Here is an 18,504-nt window from a genome sequence, read left to right as displayed (position 1 = left end):
AAGCGTCGGCTTTTTTGGGCTCACTTCGAGGTCTTGCCGGCCTTCGCCTCGGGCGGAGCCGCGGCGCGGTCGAGAGCCTCCTTGCACAGCCTTTGTTCCTTCAGCCGGGCGGTATTGGCGTCGCGGGTCTGATTGACGCTTTCGACTTCCGACAGGATGCGATTCCGCGACAAAGATTGGGTTTGCGTCTTGAGGAACGCGGCTTCAGCCTGCGTGCGCGATTTGGAATGTGCGGTCATCTGCTTTCTCCTGATTGGCGGCTCCCCGAGCCGTCACAGTAGCTGCGGCTGCTGCGGGGAGTCGGCCGCCGCCGATTTCGAAACCACGATCTGGTTGTGCTCGATCGCTCGCTCGCGACCGTCGGCGCCGCGGACCCGGTACTGACGCTCGCCGCTTTGCTGCACAGGCATCAAGCGAACGATCTCATATTCGCCCGTTCCGGACCGGTCGGCGAAGCCGAATGAAAGGCGGACGATATCGCCGACCTTGATGGGTTGTTCGGTCATGATTTTTCCCTTTCGAAGATGGGCTCCCCGGCGGGAAGCCGCTCGTCTTGGTCGCGGGCACCCAAGGGTGCATCGGAAATCTCCATCGCGTCCAGCAGCGCGGCGATCCTCACCGTGGCGAAATGGCAGAAGCTGTCCGAGACCGCATAGGGCAGGACGATCATATCGCCGTGGCGCATCGCGCCGCAGGTGTAGACGACGTTGGGAACATAGCCTTCCCGTTCCGAGGGCTCGGGCTGGACGAAAGGCTCGCGCAGGCGAGCCAGCACCTTCGACGGGTCCGCCTTGTCGAGCAGAACGGCGCCGATCGTGTATTTCCGCACCGCTCCGACGCCGTGGGTCAGCAGCAGCCAGCCCTCGTCAAGTTCGATCGGGGAGCCGCAGGTGCCGATTTGAACGAACTCCCACGGAAATCGCGGCGTCAGGATCTCGACCCCGCCGTTCCAGAGGAGGAGATCGTCCGAATAGATCAGGTAGAGGTTCTCATTGTCCTGTCTCGCGATCATGGCGTAACGGCCGTCGAGCTTGCGCGGAAACAGCGCCATGCCCTTGTTCACGGCGGCGGAGCCCCGCAGCGGCGACAGCCGGAACGACAGGAAGTCACGCGTCTCGATCAGCTCCGAGCGGATCGCCCTGCCGTCATAGGCGGTATAGGTGGCGCGGTAGACGGTCTCGCCGTCCTCCTCGCATGCGACGAAGCGCGCATCCTCGATGCCGTTCGACTGGGGCGCGGTCACGGGAAAGATCACGCGTTCGCTGATGTCGATATCGGCCGCGAAGACGACCTCGACATCTTCGCCGTCGAGGCGCGCCATGCGGTTGTGCAGGGTGGCGATCGTCGCCAGGCGCGAGGTCGGGTCGATGGTGATGCCGCCATCGGCCGCGATCGATCCGGAGCGGAAGGTCAGGGACGAGATATGCCCCTCGCCAACGGCACGAACGCTCAGGATGAAGCGGCACCCCCCTGCGGGAGCGCCGGACTGGTCGGGATGCAGCACGATGCTGGGATTGAAGAGTGCTGCCGCCTCGAACGAATACTCATGCAGAAAATAGGCTCCGACCAGCTGGCGCTGAACCCCTGTGAAGGCGCCATGCGTGGCGAAGGCGTCCTCCATTTCGTCGGCCCGCGCCTCGAACCTCTCCAGCAGGTTGCGGTGCCGACCGTTGAAATTCTCGAGCACCTCGGCAAGCAGGCTTGCCGCCGCCGCCGGGTCGAGCGACAGCACCCGCTCGACGATATGGTTCGCCTTGGCCTTCTCGGCGGCGTTGAAATTCCGCGGCTCGGCCGCGGGGCCGAACCGGCGCACGACGACCCTTGAAGGGTCGGGGTGCAGGGAGAGGGCCTGCCTGTTCAGAAAAGTGGGCTGGGACAAGACGTCCGCCGATCTGTTTGTGCAAGTTCGCCGAAGGCTCAGGCGTGCAAGACCCGAAGCGGCGCCAGTTTCGGGCGATCCCCGCTGATGCGGGCAAGCTGGCGAATCTCGGCGAGACTGAGCAGATAGGATACCACGGATTCGCCGCCGCGGTTCTCATTCGGCCGATCGCGATGCAGCCCGTCGCGGCAGGCGCCGGTGTCGAGGTCGACCAACGGTACCGAGAGATCGTTATCGCCCAGGAACCAGGCGAAAGCGCGCGCTGCTTCGGTGCGCCATTGCGGGTCGCCATCGGCACTCCAGGCCGCCAGGCATGCGGAAATCGTCGCCGTCGCTTCCAGCGGCTGCTGGTCGAACGCTTTCGGCGCGCTGCGCCTGTCGCCGAAGCTCTCCGAGCCGACCGGCCTGAACAGGCCCGCCGGCGTGGTCTGGAGATGCGCGAGCCAGCGCAGCGAGCGCAGGCCGGCTTCGACATAGGCTGGAACCTTCATCGATATCCCCGTCGCGATCAGGGCCTGCGGCAGGCGCGCATTGTCATAGGAGAGCCCGTCCTCGAACCAGACCCAGTCCGGCGTCTCGACCGCCGCCATCAGGCCGAGCAGACGGTCGGCGAGCAGCGTGCGCAACGAAGAGACGGCAATGGCCGACCCACCGGCGATGGTGCCGTAAGCATCGAGGCCCAGCAGGGCGAAGGCCCAGGCGCGCGGCGAGCTGAAGCTCTCGACGACAGGCAAGGCTTCGGCGAAGAGGGCGGCGGCCCATCGCCGCCGCGAAACGCTCGCGTCGTCACGCGCGCAGACACCGAGCGCCCAGAGCGTGCGCCCATGGCTGTCTTCCGAGCCGGCATCCTCGAGCCAGCGCCTGTCGAAGCTCATGAAGTTGCGGAAGCGCCGTCGATCGGGATTCCAGGCATGCTGGACGAAGGAGGCGAAGCGCGCCGTGAGCACGTCCGCCAGAGGCGGCTCGCCGGTGCCGTTCAAGACACTGGCGAGGAGCAGCGCACGGGCATTGTCGTCGACGCAATAGCCATGCGCACGATCCGGCACGGAATGGACGGCGTGCTGGAACAGCCCGGTATCGTCGCACATGCTCAGGAGATGGCCGGTCTGCAGCTTGGGCGGTGCCGTCATTGCCGGCACAGGCCTCGGCTCGCCGTCGCCCGCGATGACGCTCAGCATGCGGCCCCGACGGGCCGTCTCGAAGGCGGCGAGATAACGCTTCGCGGTCCGCTCCCAGGTCATCGAGCGGCTGCTCGCATAGGCGCGCAGCCTCATGGCCTGGCGCCGGGGAGCATCGGTCAGCAGGCTGGCGATCTCGTTGCCGATCGCGATGGGATCGCCGAACGGCACGAGGATGCCGCGCCCGTCGGCGAGCAATTCCCTGGCATGCCAGTAGGGCGTCGAAACCACGGCCTTGCCGAGCCCGAAACTGTAGGCCAGCGTGCCCGATGTCATCTGCGCCTCGTTGAGATAGGGCGTGACATAGACATCGCACATCGAGATGAAGCCGAGCAGCGTCGCCTGATCGACGAACTGGTCGAGGAAGACGACATGGTCCTCGACCCCCAGCTCGCGCACGCGCCGCATCAGGCTCTCCCGATAGGCCTCGCCACGCTCGCGGACGAGATTGGGATGCGTCGCACCCAGAACGACATAGATCGCATCGGGACGGCGCCTCAGGATCGAGGGCATCGCGTCGATCATGACCTCGATGCCCTTGTTGGGCGACAGCAGGCCGAAAGTCAGGATGACCGAGTGGCCGCTGAAACCCAGCCGCTTCTTCGCCTCATCGGGCTCGACGAAAGCGAATTCGGGAATGCCGTGTGCGATCACCTCGATCTTGTCGGCCGGCAGCCGATAGACGGTGCGCAACAGATCGCGGCCCTTCTCGGCCATGACGACGACGCGCGCCGAGGCATCGACGACCCGTTCCATCACGTTGCGCTGCAGCGGCGTCGGCTCGGCCAGCACGGTATGGAGCGTGGTGACGACCGGCATCGTCAGGCGCGACAGCAGCGTCATGATATGGCCGCCGGCCTCACCGCCGAAGATGCCGAACTCGTGCTGGAGGGAGACGACGTCGAAACGGCCCTCATTCAGGAAGTCGGCGGCGCGGGCATAGTCCTCGAGCCGGTCGTCGGCGATCTGGCAATGCACGGAGATCGGGTAGTCATAGCCATCACCATGGTCGTTCATGGCGATGATGGAGGTATCGACATCGGAGGACGCGATCGCCTGCTGCAGATCCGTGGTGAAGGTCGCGATCCCGCAGCGGCGGGGCAGCGAATTGCCGATAAAGGCGATGCGTTTGGTCGGACTCATGATCTTACCTCCGTGGACGGAACCGGCGATTGCGCGAATGTCGGAGGCGGTCCGGTCGGCGGGGCGACCGTCTCCCGGAGCGCTGGGATGCCGTGGCCGTCGACACGATGCAGGAGATCGCGGCCGGGCGTTGCGGCGTCGTAGGCGACCAGGCAGGACAGCCCGCCCTCGCCCGGCACGATGCGCACGGTCTGCGCCTCGATGAAGCAGCCTTGGCCGATGCCGATCTGCAAGACGTCGATCGTGGCGTCGCCGGCGATGGCGGCCAGCCAGGTCTCGCGGCGGGCATCGAGATCCCAGATCGATCCGGCAGGCAAGTCGATCCGCTCGAAGACGAAGTAAGGATTTGCGACGAGCACGGTCCGGACATCGCCCAGCCGCCGCACCGGCACGGCAGGCTTCGCAGGCCGGGCATGAGCGACCGCGACGCCCTGCTCGATATGAAGTTCGCGGGCACGGCCATGGTCGAACAGCCGGAACGTTGTATCGCTGCGCTGCTGGATCTCGGCGAGCACGAGGCCCGGGCCGATCGCGTGGATGGTTCCGGCCGGGACGGCGATGACGTCGTCCTTCAGCGGTTGGTGCCATGCGACAAGCTGGCCGATCGAGCCATCGGCAATGGCCGCACGCAGCCGCTCCGGAGTGATGACCGATGTGAGGCCGACACCGACTGTGGCATCAGCCGCCGCGGACAGGATGTACCAGGCTTCCGTCTTGCCGCGCGGCAGCCCCATCCCATGGGCGGTGGCGTCGTCCGGATGCACCTGGATGGACAGCGCCTCCCTGGTGAACAGCAGTTTGAGCAGCAAGGCCGGCTCCGGCGCATGCGGGTCGCAGCGCTGGAACCAGAGCTCGCCGATCGGAACGCTGGGGTGCCCGGTCGTGCTCCAGGGAAGGAGGTCGGTAGACCCCCAGGGTTTAGGCATCATCTCTATGCAGGCTTGTTCGAGCGCCATGTTGGGCTCCTGGTTCGCAGGCCGGCAATCGCTCGACGGATTGTCGCGCGATGTGGCCATGGTCGGCGGCGGCGTGTCGTGACACCGGTGCGGGCTGCCACCCTTCACGGGCGGTGCCGGGCGGCCGGCGCGCGTCGGAAGGGCGCCGCCTGCGCTCCACATGTTGGAGCAGTCTTCCGAGCGATCGTGCTGAGCGAGCCGCTTTCGACGCAGCGGCGACATACGCGATGGCAGGTGAGGGGCGAACTGCCAGTTGCGCGAAACCGCATTCAACGGGTTTCGCAGAGGTTGTCCGCGCGGCGCCGCCTCGCAGACGTCCGTTTAAGCGCCGACGTCGGCCTCCAGCGCGCTCGCCAGCTCGCCGGAGTTCACCGTGAACACCTGGGAACGGCCGGACGAAGACAGCGCCGGGGTGTGCAGCATGGTGGCAATCTGGCGATAGGCGAGGAAGGAGACGGCCGGAATCTCCTCCTCGTCGACCACCACGCGGTAGGTCCCTGCAGGCTGCACGTGGTCGAGCGCGCTCAGCCTGAAAGGGTTGTTGAATGTGACTGTGGTTTCCCGGCTGCGAATGTTCACTTCAGCTCTTTTTCTTGGTTTTGCTCGCAAGTTCGAGCGGTGCCGGCATTCCCCTGACCGCTACGGCCACCGCCACGGCTTCCTTTTTCTTCTTGGGTTTCTTGGCCTCTCGATTCCCGCGTGTCTGTCCCTTGGCCATTGTGATCTCCGAATGTCGGGTTTGCAGGTGCCCAGCATGGCCAATGCTCCGCGCGGATCGCACGGAGCAGCGCATGCCAGCTCGATAGACGTCGCATCCTTCGCGGCGATCGCAGCGATCGGGCTCAGGTCTTGGGCATGCCGAGAGTTTCGGCACAGGCCTTTGCGACCGCCGAGTCCGCCGACGTGCTGCCGACCATCGTGGCCCAGCCGCCCTTGGCGATGAAATCGCCCTGACTCCACGAACTGATCTTCTTCAGTTCAGAGAGTGCGGCATCGGCATTGGGTTGCTTTTGAAAATTGCTCACGCAGATCGGCGACAGGACGGAGACAACGGCGTTCTCGGCTCTCAGTTTCGCCAGGCGTTCACTTGACGAGGCCGTTGACCAGCCGCCCCAGGTGAACCCGACAACGGCAAGGGCAATCGCACCACCAACGGCGCCCCAGATGGCAGGCTTGGTTTGTGTGGGGATTTTCATGGCACAGCCTTCCGTTCTACGGAAGAAAATACCTTCCGAAGAACATAATAGCACATTGCGGCGCAAAATATTTATAATAATTCACTTTTAAAGCTGAGGCCGAATATTCCGATTTATCTGGTAACTTCCTCATCAATCCAATTGATTAATCAGGTTTTGCGCGAAAACGATCCGTCATCGAGACGCTATTTGCCGCTGAAATCGCTAGAATATTAGAGATTGCGACTGCGGGCTGTGCAACAAGACCGATCGCGAGTGCCAGGCGCGCGGATACTGGTCCAGAGAGCGTCGTGGCCGAATTCGTCATGCCAATCCACTCCGGTGGGCGATTGACGAGATCAGCGCAGAGATCAGTTTGAGGCTGTCTACCGGGCGCCCTGTCGGCTCAACGGCCAACAGGCATGGCATTCCAAAGACAAACGCGGGCGGAGGCCGGAGCGGCCTGAATCGCTCGCGATGCCCGCTCAGGAGCTCGGTGCCATGGAGATCCTCTTCTCAGACCGGTGAAGCGGAGGTCCGAGACAGGGCTGTGTTGAGATCGGCGGCAAGGTCGGCGTCCAGCGGGGCGCCGTCGATCCAGCAATGCCGGACGATGGCGATGCGGCCGGAGTCGATCAGGCTGTTCTCGTCGCCCGGGCGGCTGGTATGCGGACGGCCCCGGCGGATGCGCCAGACGATGCGGTCCCCGTCCTCGGCCTGTACGTCGGCGGCGCCGGCGATCTTGTCGCGGCCGATCGTGGCGAGGCCGATCGTGGCCGGAAGCTCCTTCGGCAGGTTGACGCTGAGATAGGCGCCTTCGCGGCTCCAGGCGGCGCGGCGCTGCCAGAGATTGTCGATCAGGGCCGCCAGCGCGGCGACATCCTGCTCCTCGGATGTCCCGCCTTTGGTGCGGGAGAAGCCGATGGCGGGAACGTCCCAGAAGCTCGCCTCGCGGGCGATCGAGAGCGTCCCGGAATAGGCGGCGTCCTCGGCGGCGTTGCGGCCGTCATTGACGCCGGAAAGCACGAGGTCCGGTTTGCCGCCGTCACGGAACAACACGGTCATCGCGGCAACGACGCAATCGGCCGGCGTCCCGTCGAGCGCATGGACCTGCTTTTCGCGACGCGTCAGCGTCAGATCGCGGTCGAAGGAGAGGTGATGGCTGGCCGCCGTCCATTTCCGCTCGGGCGCGACGACCCAGATGTCGGTGGCGACACGGGAGGCTGCCCGTCGCAGCAACGCGATGCCGGGGGCGTCGATGCCGTCGTCATTGGCGATCAGGATACGCATGGGTCAGATCTCGATGATATCGCCGGGCTTGAGGTCGGCGATGAGGTTTGGAATGTCGGCTGCGAGCGCGCGGGCCGTCGCCGCATCGCAGGAATGGGCGAGGACGCGGCCAGCCCCGCTCGCCGCGGCGATGGCCGCGTTCTCGGCCAGGGTCGGATGGGTCGGGAAGCGCAGCCAGTCCGCCGCTCCGGCAGCACGCATGGCATCGGCGGGGCTGCCTTTGGGGACATGGCCGGTCAGCAGCACCGGGTGCCCGTCGCGGCGTGCCTGGGCAAGCGCGGCCTTGGACGGACCCGAGAGCCCCATGCCATCGTCGCACAGCAGCGCCGCCGGCGGCAGCTTCTGCCCTTCTTCCCACAGTGACGCCTCGGCGAAGCGCGCCGACAGCAGGTCGACGCTCCCCGGTTTCAGCCAGGCGGAGGCCGCTATCTGTTGAGCCAGTGCGGCGTGCATCGACTGGTGGATGGCGATGGGGCCTTCGATGAGCCCGATCAGCTCGATGGAACGGCCGGATAACGGCGTCGGCAGTACGGCGCCCTGCGGATGCCCCGCGAGCCAGCGCCTGATGGCAGCGCCGCGTTCGGCCGCCGGGATACGGTCCTCGCCATAGGAGGCATCGACCAGCAACAGGTCGCAGGGCGGCAGCGGGTCCATGGCGAAGACCGGGCTCGCCGGCACGACATCGCCGCAATAGCCGACACTGCGGCCATCCGCACTCAGATGGCACCAGACGCCGCCGACGACATGCCCGCTGCGGCCGGTCCGGACCGCGATCGGGCCGATCCTGAAATCCTCGCCAGCGGCGATGATCTCGGGCGTGGCCTGCGCGGCGAGCGCGCGCTCCTGCGGCGTCGCATACGCCGCAAGTGTCGCGTCGGTTTCGGCGGCACTCTCGGCCGTCATCAGGATGCGGCCCGAAAAGCCGTGGGCGACGCACCAGCCGAGGGCCGCGACATGGTCCTCATGCGCATGCGTCACGACGATCGCATCGAGCCGCTTCAGTTCGTCAGGCGTGATCGCGGGATAGTAGCCGGGCCCTCGCGGCGCGCTGGTGTCGACGCCGACATCGAGCAGAAGCCGGGTTCCGCCGTGTTCGATACCGATGCAGGTCCGGCCCTTCTCGCCGATCCCGCCGTGGATCTTCAGTTTCATGCGGCCGGTCTCACGCGGCTTTGTCCATGATTCCGGCTTCGGGGATAACCCAGCCGTCATGGATCGCGATGCGGATCGCGTCGCCGGCCTGGGCCGGCGTGGGTTCGGCGGCATCGAGATGCAGCACGAGGTCGTTGCTGGCGGCGGGGCGGGCTTCGAGCCTGAAGAAACCGCCCTGATAGGACAGGCGCTCCACCGTGCCGGTGAGCCCTTCAGCGCCCGCAGGGGCAATTCCGATGTCGCGCGCCCGCAGGCAGAGCTTCGCCTGGTCGGTCACGGCCTGGTCCGGCCGGCAACGCACCACCGCCTCGACGCCGAGCACGCTGACCTTGCAGCGGCCGGCCTGGGGCGCCGACAGCACGGTCGCGGGCAGCACCATGCCGTCGCCGATGAAGCCGGCGACGGTGACGTTGGCGGGCTCGCGATAGAGCATCGAGGGCGTAGCGAGCTGGAGCAAACGGCCCCGATCCATCACGGCGATGCGGTCGGCCAGCGCCATCGCCTCGGCCTGGTCATGGGTGATGTAGACCATGGTGGTGCCGGTGCGCTCATGGAAACGGGAGAATTCCTCCTCCATCGAGGCGCGCAGGTGGACGTCGAGATTGGCGAGCGGCTCGTCGAGCAGCACCAGCGAGGGCTCGGTGACGAGGCAGCGGGCGAGCGCGACGCGCTGGCGCTGGCCGCCGGAAAGCATGCCCGGCCGGCGCTCGGCGAAGCCGTTCAAGCCGACGAGATCGAGGGCCGCCGCGACGCGACGTGCTCGCTCGGGATCGCGCACGCCGGCGACGGTCAGCCCGTAGGCGACGTTCTCCGCCACCGTCATATGCGGCCAGAGCGCATAGGACTGGAAGACGATGCCGAGCTTGCGATGCTCGGGCGGAACATGCTGCTCGGGGGAGGAAACGAGCCGGTCGCCGATGCGGATCGCACCGCCGTCGAGCTTGTCGAAGCCGGCGATCTGGCGCAGCAGCGTGGTCTTGCCGCAGCCGGAAGCGCCGAGCACGGCCAGGAATTCGCCGTCCTCGACATCGATCGAGACGTCGTCCAGGGCGATATAGGAGCCGAAGCGCTTCTGCGCCCGCTCGATGGTCAGTCGCGCCACGGCAGGACTCCCTGGGGCAGTTTTTGGGCGAAGAGGGTCGTCGAAGCCATCAGGGCGACCGTGACGAGCACGGTGATCGTCGCCAGCGCCGAGGCGTAGGTGGAATCGCCGCCCTGCTCGAAGGAGAAGACGACGACGCCGAGCGTCTCGGCCCCGGACGACCAGAGCAGCGCCGAAACCGTCAACTCGTTGAAGGCGGTGAGGAAGATCAAGAGCGCGCCCGCCACGGCCGCCGGCGCGACCAGCGGGAAGATGATGGTGACGAGGCGACGCGGAAGGCCGGCACCGGCGATCTGCGCGGCCTCCTCCAGCGTGCGGTCGATCTGCAGATAGCCGCTGACGATCGGCCGCAGGCCGAGCACGAGGAAGCGGGCGAGATAGGCGAAGACGATGATCCAGACCGTGTTGTAGATCGAGACACCGAGCACCGGCAGCGGCTTCAGGAAGAGCAGGATCGCGGCGATGGCAAGCACCACGCCGGGCATGGCGTAGGGCAGCTCGGCCGCGAGGTTGAGCAGTCGCAGAGCGCGCGACTTCTTCCAGACGATGAAGTAGCCGAGCGGCACGCAGATCAGCACGATCAGGATCGCGGCTCCGGCCGACATCAGGAAGCTGTTGACGAAGGCGCGCTTCGAGGCGGCGTGCTCGAACAGCACATAGGCGTAGTTCGCGAATGTCGCCGTCGCCGCGTTGAGCGGCACGCCGAAGGCCGGGATCAGCGAGGTCGAGAGCAGGCCGAGGAAGGGTAGCGCCAGGACGAGGATGGCGAAGGTCCAGATCAGCGTCTCGACCGGCGCGCGCCAGCGCCCGAGCTCGAAGGGCCGCGCGGCGCTCGAGGTCGTGGTGATGCGGAAATCGCGGCGGCGCATCATGAAATCCTGCAGCAGGATGCCGACCATGGCGATGATGCCGATCAGCAGCGACAGGATCGCGACCTCCGAGAGCACGCCCGGCCCGAGGCCCGCGAGGCGCTGGTAGATCAGTGTCGGCAGGACGAGGAAGTTTCCGGGAATACCGAGGAAGGCGGGAATACCGAAATTGCCGAGGCAGGAGACGAAGCAGAGCGCAATGCCGGCGACGAGCGGTGGCGTCATCAGCGGCAGCACGACGGTGCGCAGCACGGTGAGCGGGCTGGCGCCGGCGGCAAGGCCGGCCTCGATCAATTCCTTGGGCAGGGCGCGCAGGCCGGCGCGCAGCGTCAGGAAGACCAGCGGCGCATATTGCAGCCCGAGCAGCAGGATGATGCCCTCGCGCGAATAGAGCGGGTTGCGGCTGCCGAGCGGCGGCGCCATGCCGATCAGCTTGAGCAGCGTGCTCGACGGGCCGAAGAGCTGGAGCCAGGCGAGCGCCGTGACCTGTGGCGCGATCATCAGCGGCAGCACGAAGCAGAAGGTGAAGGCGTTGCGGGCGCGGATGTCGGTCAGCGTCGCCAGCAGCGCGACCGTGCCGCCGATCAGGACGGCAAGCACGGTGCCGGATATCGCGGTGATCAGGCTGTTGGCGGTCGCCGTCCAGGTCGCCGGGCTGGCGAGGACCTTGCCGAGCGCCGTCGTCGAGAACTGGCCGCCGGGGGCAAGCCCCTCGACGACCAGCCGCCCGATCGGCAGCAGCGAAAGCAGCGCGACGAGACCGACGAGCCCCCAGAGGAGGCCCGTCTCCTCGACGCGCGTGCGCAGCGTCGCGGTATCGGCGAGGGACATGCGCACCCGTCCGGAGCTCAGTTGCCGAACATCGTGGCGAAGCGGGCCTTGTCGGCCTCGGTCGCCTTGACCACCGCCGCGATGTCGGAGGCCATGACGTTGATCTTGGTGCCCTCCGGCAGCCAGGCGGGCGAGCCGACGCTCGGCTTGGCCGGGATGTAGCCCATCGAGAGCGCGAGCTTCTGCCCGTCATCGGAGAGGATGAAGTCGACGAAGGCCTTGGCGGCCGCCTCGTTCTTGGTCGATTTCACGATCGCGACGGGTTCGGTCACGGCCGGAGCGCCTTCCTTCGGGAAGACGAAGTCGATCGGCGAGCCCTGCTTCTTGGCGTTGTAGGCCATGAAGTCGACCAGCACGCCGTAAGCCTTCTCGCCGGTGGCGACCGAGCGCAGCACGGCGCCGTTGCCGCGCACGGCGACAGCTTCATTGGCTTTCAGCCCCTCGAAAAGCTTCCAGCCGAGATCGGGCCGGGCCGTCATGGTCGAGAGCATGATCGCGGCCGCACCCGAATAGAGCGGGCTCGGCATCGAGATCTGGCCCTTGTAGGAGGGCTTGTCGAGATCGGTCCAGGAGGTTGGCTTCTCCTTGGCGGCGGTGTTGTAGGCGATGCCGGTGGTGATCAGCTTCGAGCCGAAATAGGTCTTGTCGGCGTCGAAGGAGCCAGCCTGCAGGCCGTCGGTCTTGGCGCCGGGATAGGCGAGAAGCTGCTTCTGGCCCTTCAGGATCTCCATGCTCGCGGCATCGGCGATCAGCAGCACGTCGGCGCTGGGCTGGCCGGCCGAGATCTCGGCGGCGAGCTTGCCCATCACCTCGGTCGTGCCGGAGCGGAAGATATCGATCTCGACATTCGGGTAGGCCTTCTTGAAGGCCGCCGTCGTCTGTGCCGCATCCTTCTCCGGCTGCGAGGTGTAGAGCACGAGCTTGCCCGAAGGCGCTTGCGCGAAGGCCGGAGCAGCGGCGATCAGCGCGCCGAAGGCCGCCGCCATTATGAATTTGCGTCTCGTCTGGGTCATCATTTCATCTCCTCCGTTGTTCGCCGTCGACCTTTACGCCCGTTGCGATGGTCGATCTTGCACTGCGATGATCTATAGCCGGCAATTCGCGTCCTTGCTCGGCCGCGAACGCCCTTCAATCACAAAAGTACCTCGGGGCTTTCCAGCGCCTCGCGCAGATCGGCCATGAAGCGCGCGGCGGCGACGCCGTCGACGATCCGGTGATCCGAGGACAGCGTGAAATTCGCCATCGGCCTGAGCACGATCTGCCCGTCCCGACCCACCGGCTTGTCGACGGTGCGGCCGACCGCGAGGATCGCGCCCTGCGGCGGGTTGATGATCGCGGTGAAGCTGTCGACGCCGTACATGCCGAGATTGGAGATGGTGAAGGTGCCGCCGCCGAGCTCCGCCGGGGTGAGCGTGCGGTTCGCCATGCCATCGCGCAGCCTCGCGAATTCGCGCGTCATCGCCGGCATGTCCATGCTGCCGGCATCGCGCAGCACGGGGACGACGAGATTGCCGTCACGCTCCATGGCGATGCCGATGTCGACGCGCTCGTGGAAGCGTGTCGCCTCGCCCTCGACGGATGCGTTGATGACCGGGTGGTCGCGCAGGACGCGGGCGGCGATGCGGGCGATCAGTACGGTGATGCTGGGCTTGGGCGCGCCGATGCGCTCATGACGGGCGGCGAGGCGGCGCAGCAGATCGCGCGATGCGCTCATCTCGATCTCGGAGGTGAGATAGAAATGCGGCGCCGTGCGCATACTCTCGGAGAGCCGGTTCGCGACGATGCGGCGGATCGCCGAGAAGGGCTGCAGCCGGCCTTCGGAAGCGCTCGCGGGTGCAGGCGGAGCCGGGCGTGCCTCCTGCGCGGGAGCGCAACGGGGCTTCTGTTCCAGATGGCGCTTCACATCCGCTTCGCCGATGCGTCCGCGGGGGCCGGTTCCGGCCACGATGCTGAGATCGAGGCTGTTCTGACGCGCGATGCGGCGGGCGAGCGGCGTGGCGCGCAGACCGGACGTGGTGGATGCGGTCGGAGCCGGAGCGACCGGTGCCTCCGGCGGTGCGAGTGTGGCAGCCGCTACGGGAGCCGCAGCGGCTGCCGGCTCGGACGGCGTGGTGGCGGCCTCGCCGTCGAGGTAGATCCAGGCGACGGGCGTGCCAACCGTGATCGGCACGCCGGTTTCGAGCTTGAGGCCGCGGATTGCGCCTGTTGCCGGCGCCTCGACCTCCATCACGGCCTTGTTGGTGCCGATCTCGAAGATCGTGTCGCCCTGGCGGACGAGGTCGCCTTCCTTGACATGCCAGGCCTCGATCGTGCCCGTCTCCATGTCCATGTCGACCTTGGGGAGGATGACCTCGACCGGCATCAGGCTTCCCCGCGGCGGACGAGGTTGGTGGCCGCGGCGACGATGTCGTCCTCCTGCGGGACGGCGGCCTTCTCCAGCACCGGATTATAGGGGATCGGTGCATCGGCGCCGCCGAGCCGGATGATGGGCGCGTCGAGGAAATCGAAGACCTCGCTCTCGGCGATCATCGCCGAGATCTCGGCACCGATGCCCATGGTCTTGACGCCCTCGTAGACGACGAGCAGGCGGTGCGTCTTGCGCACGCTCTCGGCGATGGTGGTGAAGTCGATCGGCCGGATCGAGCGCAGGTCGATGACCTCGGCCGAGATGCCATCGGCGGCGAGCCGCTCGGCGGCGGCTTCGGCCTTGCGGGCCATGATCGAGGAGCCGACGATGGTGATGTCCCCGCCCTCGCGGCGGATCGCCGCCTGACCGATCGGCACGCGATAAGCCTCGGCCGGGACGTGGCCCTTGGTCTTGTAGAGCAGCTTGTGCTCGAAGATCAGGACGGGGTTGGGGTCGTCGATGGCGGCGAGCAGCATTCCCTTGGCGTCATGCGGGGTGCTCGGCTGCAGGACCTTCAGCCCCGGCACATGGGCGAACCAAGCTTCCAGGCTCTGGCTGTGCTGGGCAGCGGCGCCGGTGCCGGAGCCGCCGGGCAGGCGCACCACCATCGGAACGCTCGCCTTGCCGCCGAACATGAAGCGGATCTTGGCCGCCTGGTTGACGAGCTGTTCCATGGCCAGCGTGACGAAATCCGAGAACTGAATCTCCAGCACAGGGCGCATGCCGGTGATCGCGGCGCCGACCGCGGCGCCGGCAATGCCGAGCTCGCTGATCGGCGTATCGATCACGCGGTCCTTGCCGAAGCGGTGGACGAGGTCACCGGAGACGCCGAAGGCGCCGCCATAGACGCCGACATCCTCGCCGAAGAGGAAGACGCGCTCATCGGCCTCCATCGCCTGGCCGAGCGCCTCGCGCACCGCCTCGGCATAGGACAGCTCGCGGATCTCGTTTGCGGCTTCGAGCGTGTCAGAGGGCATAGACGTCACGGGTCAGGTCTTTCGGATCGGGGTCCGGGCAGGTGCGGGCGAATTCGACGGAGGCGTCGATGTCGCGCTGGGCGTCCTCTTCCAGCTTCATCAGCGCCGTGGCGTCGAAGCGGTCATGCGCCTTGAGCTCGTCCTCCAGCCGCCGGATCGGGTCCTGGTTGCGCCACTCCTCGATCTCTTCCTTGGTGCGGTAGAGATTGCGGTCGCTCTTGGAATGGCCGCGCCAGCGATAGGTCTTGCACTCGATCAGGGAAGGGCCATCGCCGGAGCGGGCCCGCGCGATCGCTTCCTTCGCCACCGCCGCGACGCCGGCGAGGTCGTTGCCGTCGAGGCAATGGCCGGGCATGCCATAGGCGCTCGCGCGGTCCGCGACGTTCGCCACGGCCATGGCGCGGTTGATGTCCATCGACATGCCGTATTTGTTGTTCTCGCAGACGAAGACCACCGGCAGCTTCCAGATCGAGGCCATGTTCAGCGCCTCGTGGAAGGCACCTTCATTCGAGGCACCGTCGCCGAAGAAGACCATGCAGACCCGGCCGTTCTTCTGGGCCTTGATGCTCATGCCGACGCCGACCGCGATCGGCAGCCCGCCGCCGACGATGCCGTTGGCGCCGAGGTTGCCGCCCTCGACATCGGCAATGTGCATCGAGCCGCCGCGGCCCTTGCAGTAGCCGGTCTCCTTGCCGAAGAATTCGGCGAACATCAGCTTCGGCTCGGCGCCGCGCGCGATGCAGTGGCCATGGCCGCGATGGGTCGAGAGGATGTAGTCGTGCGCTTCGAGCGGCAGCGTCGTGCCGACCGCGCTCGCTTCCTGCCCGATCGAGAGATGCATCGTGCCGTGGATCAGCCCGCGCATATAGCTCGCCTCGGCGGCTTCCTCGAACTTGCGGATGAGGTGCATGCGCATCAGCGCGCGCGCGATCGTTTCGTCGTCGAGCGCGGCGAGCTCCGGCCGCTGGTTCGGCTTGAGCCCGGCGCTCGCCATCTCGTCTGTCTTGCGTGCGCTCATGCCTGGGCTCCGGAGGTCAGCGCGGCGATCATCGCGTCCTGGGCGCGGCGCACCTCGACGATCTTGAGCCGCTCGTCGGGGGTGGCGTCGGCCAGCGTGATCAGCGCGCCCTTGCGGACGGGCCGCGTCATCGTCGCGCCCTGGGCGAGGCCGATCGGCAGGACCTTGCGCGCCTGCGCATCGGCTCGCGACAAGGCGAAGCCGCGATAGCCGTATTCGCCGATGGCATCGAGCGTCTCGCCGGCGGCAAGGTCGCGCTTGGCGACGCAGCCGACTTCCGAGGTCGGTATCGGCAGTGGGCGCATATGGCTCTGGTTGAAGATCGTGGCTGCGGCGGCCGAGAGCGGCACTTCCAAGCTGGTCAAGTGATAGGGCCGGAAGAAGGAGTAGTAGGGGCCGGGGCCGAGATGCAGGTCGCTCATCCGCTCGCGGACGCGGGGATGGCGCATCTCGGCGATGGCGAAGACGCCTGGTGCGACGCCCTTGGCCACCGAGAAATCGACCACCCCCTTGTGCGAGAGCAGGCCGCCTTCCTCCTTCGGGCAGAAATAGTTCTGCAATTCGTCCTTCGGCGCGGCCGGGCCGTGCATGCCGGGGATATCGGGGGTGAAGCCGCAGGCATTGGCGATGGCGACCATCTCGACCATCGTCTTCGAGCCGTCGACGAACTCGACGAGCATGCGCGGGTTCATGTTCCGGCGCTTGGCTTCCTCGACATAATCGGCAGGGACGGCGTCGATGCGGAAGGGATTGTTCTTGCCCTTGCCGGCAGCGACGACCGGGTAGCCCATGGCGCGGATGAAGTTGATCAGCTCCATCGCGGCGGCGGGCTCGTCGCCGGCGCCCAGCGTGTAGACGACGCCGGCCTTGGCCGCCTCGACCGCGAGATAGGAGCCGATGGTGATGTCGGCCTCGACATTCATCATCACGATGTGCTTGCGCGCGGCGATCGCGGTCAGCGCGACGCGCGAGCCGGCCTCGGGATTGCCCGTGGCGTCGATGATGACGTCGACCGAGGGCGAGCGGCAGATCAGGTCGAGCGAAGTCGTCGCGGCGATGCGACCCTTGCGGCGGGCGGCTTCGAGCCCGGCTTCGTCGGAGATCGAATCGACCTCGCCCTTGCGGCCGGCGAGCGCGGCGGCCTCGGTGACGCGGTCAGGTGCGATGTCGGCCACCGCCGCGATCTCGATGCCGGTCATCTGCGAGATCTGCACGACGATGTCGGTGCCCATCTGGCCGGCGCCGATCAGACCGACGCGCACAGGCTTGCCGGCCTTGTCGCGCAGGTCCAGCGCCTCGGCCAGGGACAGGCCGGCGGCGGGCGCGCCGAGAGGCGGCTGCGTCAGGATCGCGGCCATGTCGTGACATCTCCCTAGGACATATGTTCTTTGATTGGCACAAAAGAACATAGCTTTGGTGCTGTCAAGCGCACAGATGTTCAAACAGGTTGCCTTCGGGGGCGTGATGCTGTGATGCTGCAGGGAGACAGCCGGAGGCGAGGCTGCGGGAGCAACGGTGGAAGACGCATTCGGAGCGGGACAGATTCACGGCGATGTGCCGGTCGCGGACGCCAAGGTCCGCGCCGCCTGGCTCTACTATGTCGAAGGGCTGACCCAGGAGCATATCGCCGAGGCTCTGGGCCTGAGCCGGATCAAGGTGATCCGCATGCTGGCGGCGGCCCGCAACGAAGGCCTCGTCAAGATCAGGATCGATGCGCGTTCGGCGCGGCAGGCCGGGCTGGAGCGCGGCCTCGTCACGGCCTTCGGCCTGGATGAGGCTGTCGTGGTGCCGGCGGCACGGGATCCGGCCAATGTTTCGTCGCTCGTCGGCTACGCGGCCGGCCTGTGGCTCTCCGACAAGTTGACGGACAACATGTCGCTCGCTGTCGGCTGGGGCCAGACGCTCAATCAGGCCCTGCGCGGCATCCAGCCGCGCCAGATCGAGGCGATGTCGGTGGTCTCGCTGCTCGGCGGGCTCACCCATTCGCGCAGCATCAACCCGTCCGCCGTGGCGCGCCGCGTCGCCGACATGTTCGGGGCGGATTGCTTCCAGCTCACGGCGCCGGTCTTCGTCTCGAATGCCGAGCTGCGAGATGCGCTCTGGCGCGAGCCGACGCTGCGCGAGTTGCGCGAACGCGCCAGGGCGGCGGATATCGCCCTGGTCAGCGTCGGTGACCTCGTTCCGGGTTCGACCCTGTTTCGCGAAGGCCTGTTGCCGCAATCGGATTTGGCGTCTCTTAGAAAGGCCGGAGCCGTCGGCGACCTGGTCTGTCATTTCATCGATGCAGAGGGACAGCTGGTCGACCACCCGGTCAACCGGCGGGTCATGGCTGTAAGCCCCGCCGATCTGAAGGGGATCGGGCTCGTCGCGATCGCGGCCGGCGGTGCCGACAAGGAGGCGTCGATCCGCGCGGCTTTGCGGGCAAGCGACGCGAAGGTGCTGATAACGGACGAACGTGCCGCCGAGGCGCTTCTGAAAACCAGCGCCTCGCAGATTCAAAAAGAAGCGCGAATCAGCGCATAGGGAG

Annotated in this window: 18 protein-coding genes; 1 reads left to right on the top strand and 17 read right to left on the bottom strand. The window is 66.8% G+C overall.

Features of this window, described 5'->3' with window-relative positions; translation table 11 throughout:
- Positions 1-20: 20 nt before the first annotated feature.
- The 17 genes from NWE53_RS18300 to NWE53_RS18220 all read right to left on the bottom strand — a co-directional run bounded on the left by NWE53_RS18300 (position 21) and on the right by NWE53_RS18220 (position 17,335).
- A complete protein-coding gene (locus NWE53_RS18300; RefSeq protein WP_265050806.1) occupies positions 21-239 on the bottom strand; it encodes a hypothetical protein in 219 nt (72 codons plus the stop codon).
- A gap of 33 nt (positions 240-272) precedes the next feature.
- Positions 273-506, bottom strand: a complete 234-nt coding sequence (locus tag NWE53_RS18295; RefSeq protein ID WP_265050805.1) for a hypothetical protein — start codon at positions 504-506, stop codon at positions 273-275.
- Complete coding sequence (locus NWE53_RS18290; RefSeq protein WP_265050804.1) at positions 503-1,879, bottom strand: glycoside hydrolase family 130 protein; 1,377 nt, start codon at positions 1,877-1,879, stop codon at positions 503-505. The genes NWE53_RS18295 and NWE53_RS18290 overlap by 4 nt, the downstream gene beginning before the upstream one ends.
- A gap of 38 nt (positions 1,880-1,917) precedes the next feature.
- Positions 1,918-4,200: a glycosyltransferase family 4 protein gene (locus NWE53_RS18285; RefSeq protein WP_265050803.1), complete on the bottom strand. Its 2,283-nt coding sequence runs from the start codon at positions 4,198-4,200 to the stop codon at positions 1,918-1,920.
- Entirely contained in the window at positions 4,197-5,156 is a 960-nt protein-coding gene (locus NWE53_RS18280; RefSeq protein WP_265050802.1) for a class I mannose-6-phosphate isomerase, read from the bottom strand. Before NWE53_RS18280 ends, NWE53_RS18285 begins: the two co-directional genes overlap by 4 nt.
- 321 nt (positions 5,157-5,477) lie before the next feature.
- Positions 5,478-5,735, bottom strand: coding sequence for a hypothetical protein (locus tag NWE53_RS18275; protein ID WP_265050801.1), 258 nt, complete (start codon positions 5,733-5,735; stop codon positions 5,478-5,480).
- Between the two features lies 1 nt (position 5,736).
- Positions 5,737-5,874 carry a hypothetical protein gene (locus NWE53_RS18270; RefSeq protein ID WP_265050800.1) on the bottom strand — a complete coding sequence of 46 codons (138 nt, stop codon included), beginning with the start codon at positions 5,872-5,874 and terminating at the stop codon, positions 5,737-5,739.
- Between the two features lie 124 nt (positions 5,875-5,998).
- Complete coding sequence (locus NWE53_RS18265; protein ID WP_265050799.1) at positions 5,999-6,352, bottom strand: hypothetical protein; 354 nt, start codon at positions 6,350-6,352, stop codon at positions 5,999-6,001.
- Positions 6,353-6,847: 495 nt separating this feature from the next.
- Positions 6,848-7,621 carry a 5'/3'-nucleotidase SurE gene (gene surE, locus NWE53_RS18260; protein ID WP_265050798.1) on the bottom strand — a complete coding sequence of 258 codons (774 nt, stop codon included), beginning with the start codon at positions 7,619-7,621 and terminating at the stop codon, positions 6,848-6,850.
- Between the two features lie 3 nt (positions 7,622-7,624).
- Positions 7,625-8,773: an MBL fold metallo-hydrolase gene (locus NWE53_RS18255; RefSeq protein WP_265050797.1), complete on the bottom strand. Its 1,149-nt coding sequence runs from the start codon at positions 8,771-8,773 to the stop codon at positions 7,625-7,627.
- A gap of 10 nt (positions 8,774-8,783) precedes the next feature.
- Positions 8,784-9,875 (bottom strand): ABC transporter ATP-binding protein, encoded by a 1,092-nt coding sequence (locus NWE53_RS18250; RefSeq protein WP_265050796.1) that lies wholly within the window; start codon positions 9,873-9,875, stop codon positions 8,784-8,786.
- Entirely contained in the window at positions 9,863-11,575 is a 1,713-nt protein-coding gene (locus NWE53_RS18245; RefSeq protein ID WP_265050795.1) for an ABC transporter permease, read from the bottom strand. The genes NWE53_RS18250 and NWE53_RS18245 overlap by 13 nt, the downstream gene beginning before the upstream one ends.
- Positions 11,576-11,592: 17 nt before the next feature.
- Positions 11,593-12,591, bottom strand: a complete 999-nt coding sequence (locus NWE53_RS18240) for an ABC transporter substrate-binding protein (protein ID WP_442864846.1) — start codon at positions 12,589-12,591, stop codon at positions 11,593-11,595.
- 116 nt (positions 12,592-12,707) lie between these two features.
- Positions 12,708-13,937, bottom strand: coding sequence for a dihydrolipoamide acetyltransferase family protein (locus NWE53_RS18235; protein ID WP_265050793.1), 1,230 nt, complete (start codon positions 13,935-13,937; stop codon positions 12,708-12,710).
- Entirely contained in the window at positions 13,937-14,959 is a 1,023-nt protein-coding gene (locus tag NWE53_RS18230) for an alpha-ketoacid dehydrogenase subunit beta (protein ID WP_265050792.1), read from the bottom strand. Before NWE53_RS18230 ends, NWE53_RS18235 begins: the two co-directional genes overlap by 1 nt.
- The gene (locus NWE53_RS18225; RefSeq protein ID WP_265050791.1) at positions 14,949-15,977 is read right to left on the bottom strand and encodes a thiamine pyrophosphate-dependent dehydrogenase E1 component subunit alpha; all 1,029 of its coding nucleotides are present in this window, start codon (positions 15,975-15,977) and stop codon (positions 14,949-14,951) included. Before NWE53_RS18225 ends, NWE53_RS18230 begins: the two co-directional genes overlap by 11 nt.
- Positions 15,974-17,335: an NAD(P)H-dependent oxidoreductase gene (locus NWE53_RS18220; RefSeq protein ID WP_265050790.1), complete on the bottom strand. Its 1,362-nt coding sequence runs from the start codon at positions 17,333-17,335 to the stop codon at positions 15,974-15,976. Before NWE53_RS18220 ends, NWE53_RS18225 begins: the two co-directional genes overlap by 4 nt.
- A 157-nt stretch (positions 17,336-17,492) precedes the next feature.
- On the opposite strand from NWE53_RS18220, the gene NWE53_RS18215 reads away from it, so the two are divergent.
- Entirely contained in the window at positions 17,493-18,500 is a 1,008-nt protein-coding gene (locus NWE53_RS18215; protein WP_265050789.1) for a sugar-binding transcriptional regulator, read from the top strand.
- Positions 18,501-18,504: the final 4 nt, after the last annotated feature.

The organism is Bosea sp. NBC_00550 (genome assembly GCF_026020075.1).
Lineage (GTDB): Bacteria > Pseudomonadota > Alphaproteobacteria > Rhizobiales > Beijerinckiaceae > Allobosea.
This window is presented reverse-complemented; position numbering and strand designations above follow the sequence as displayed.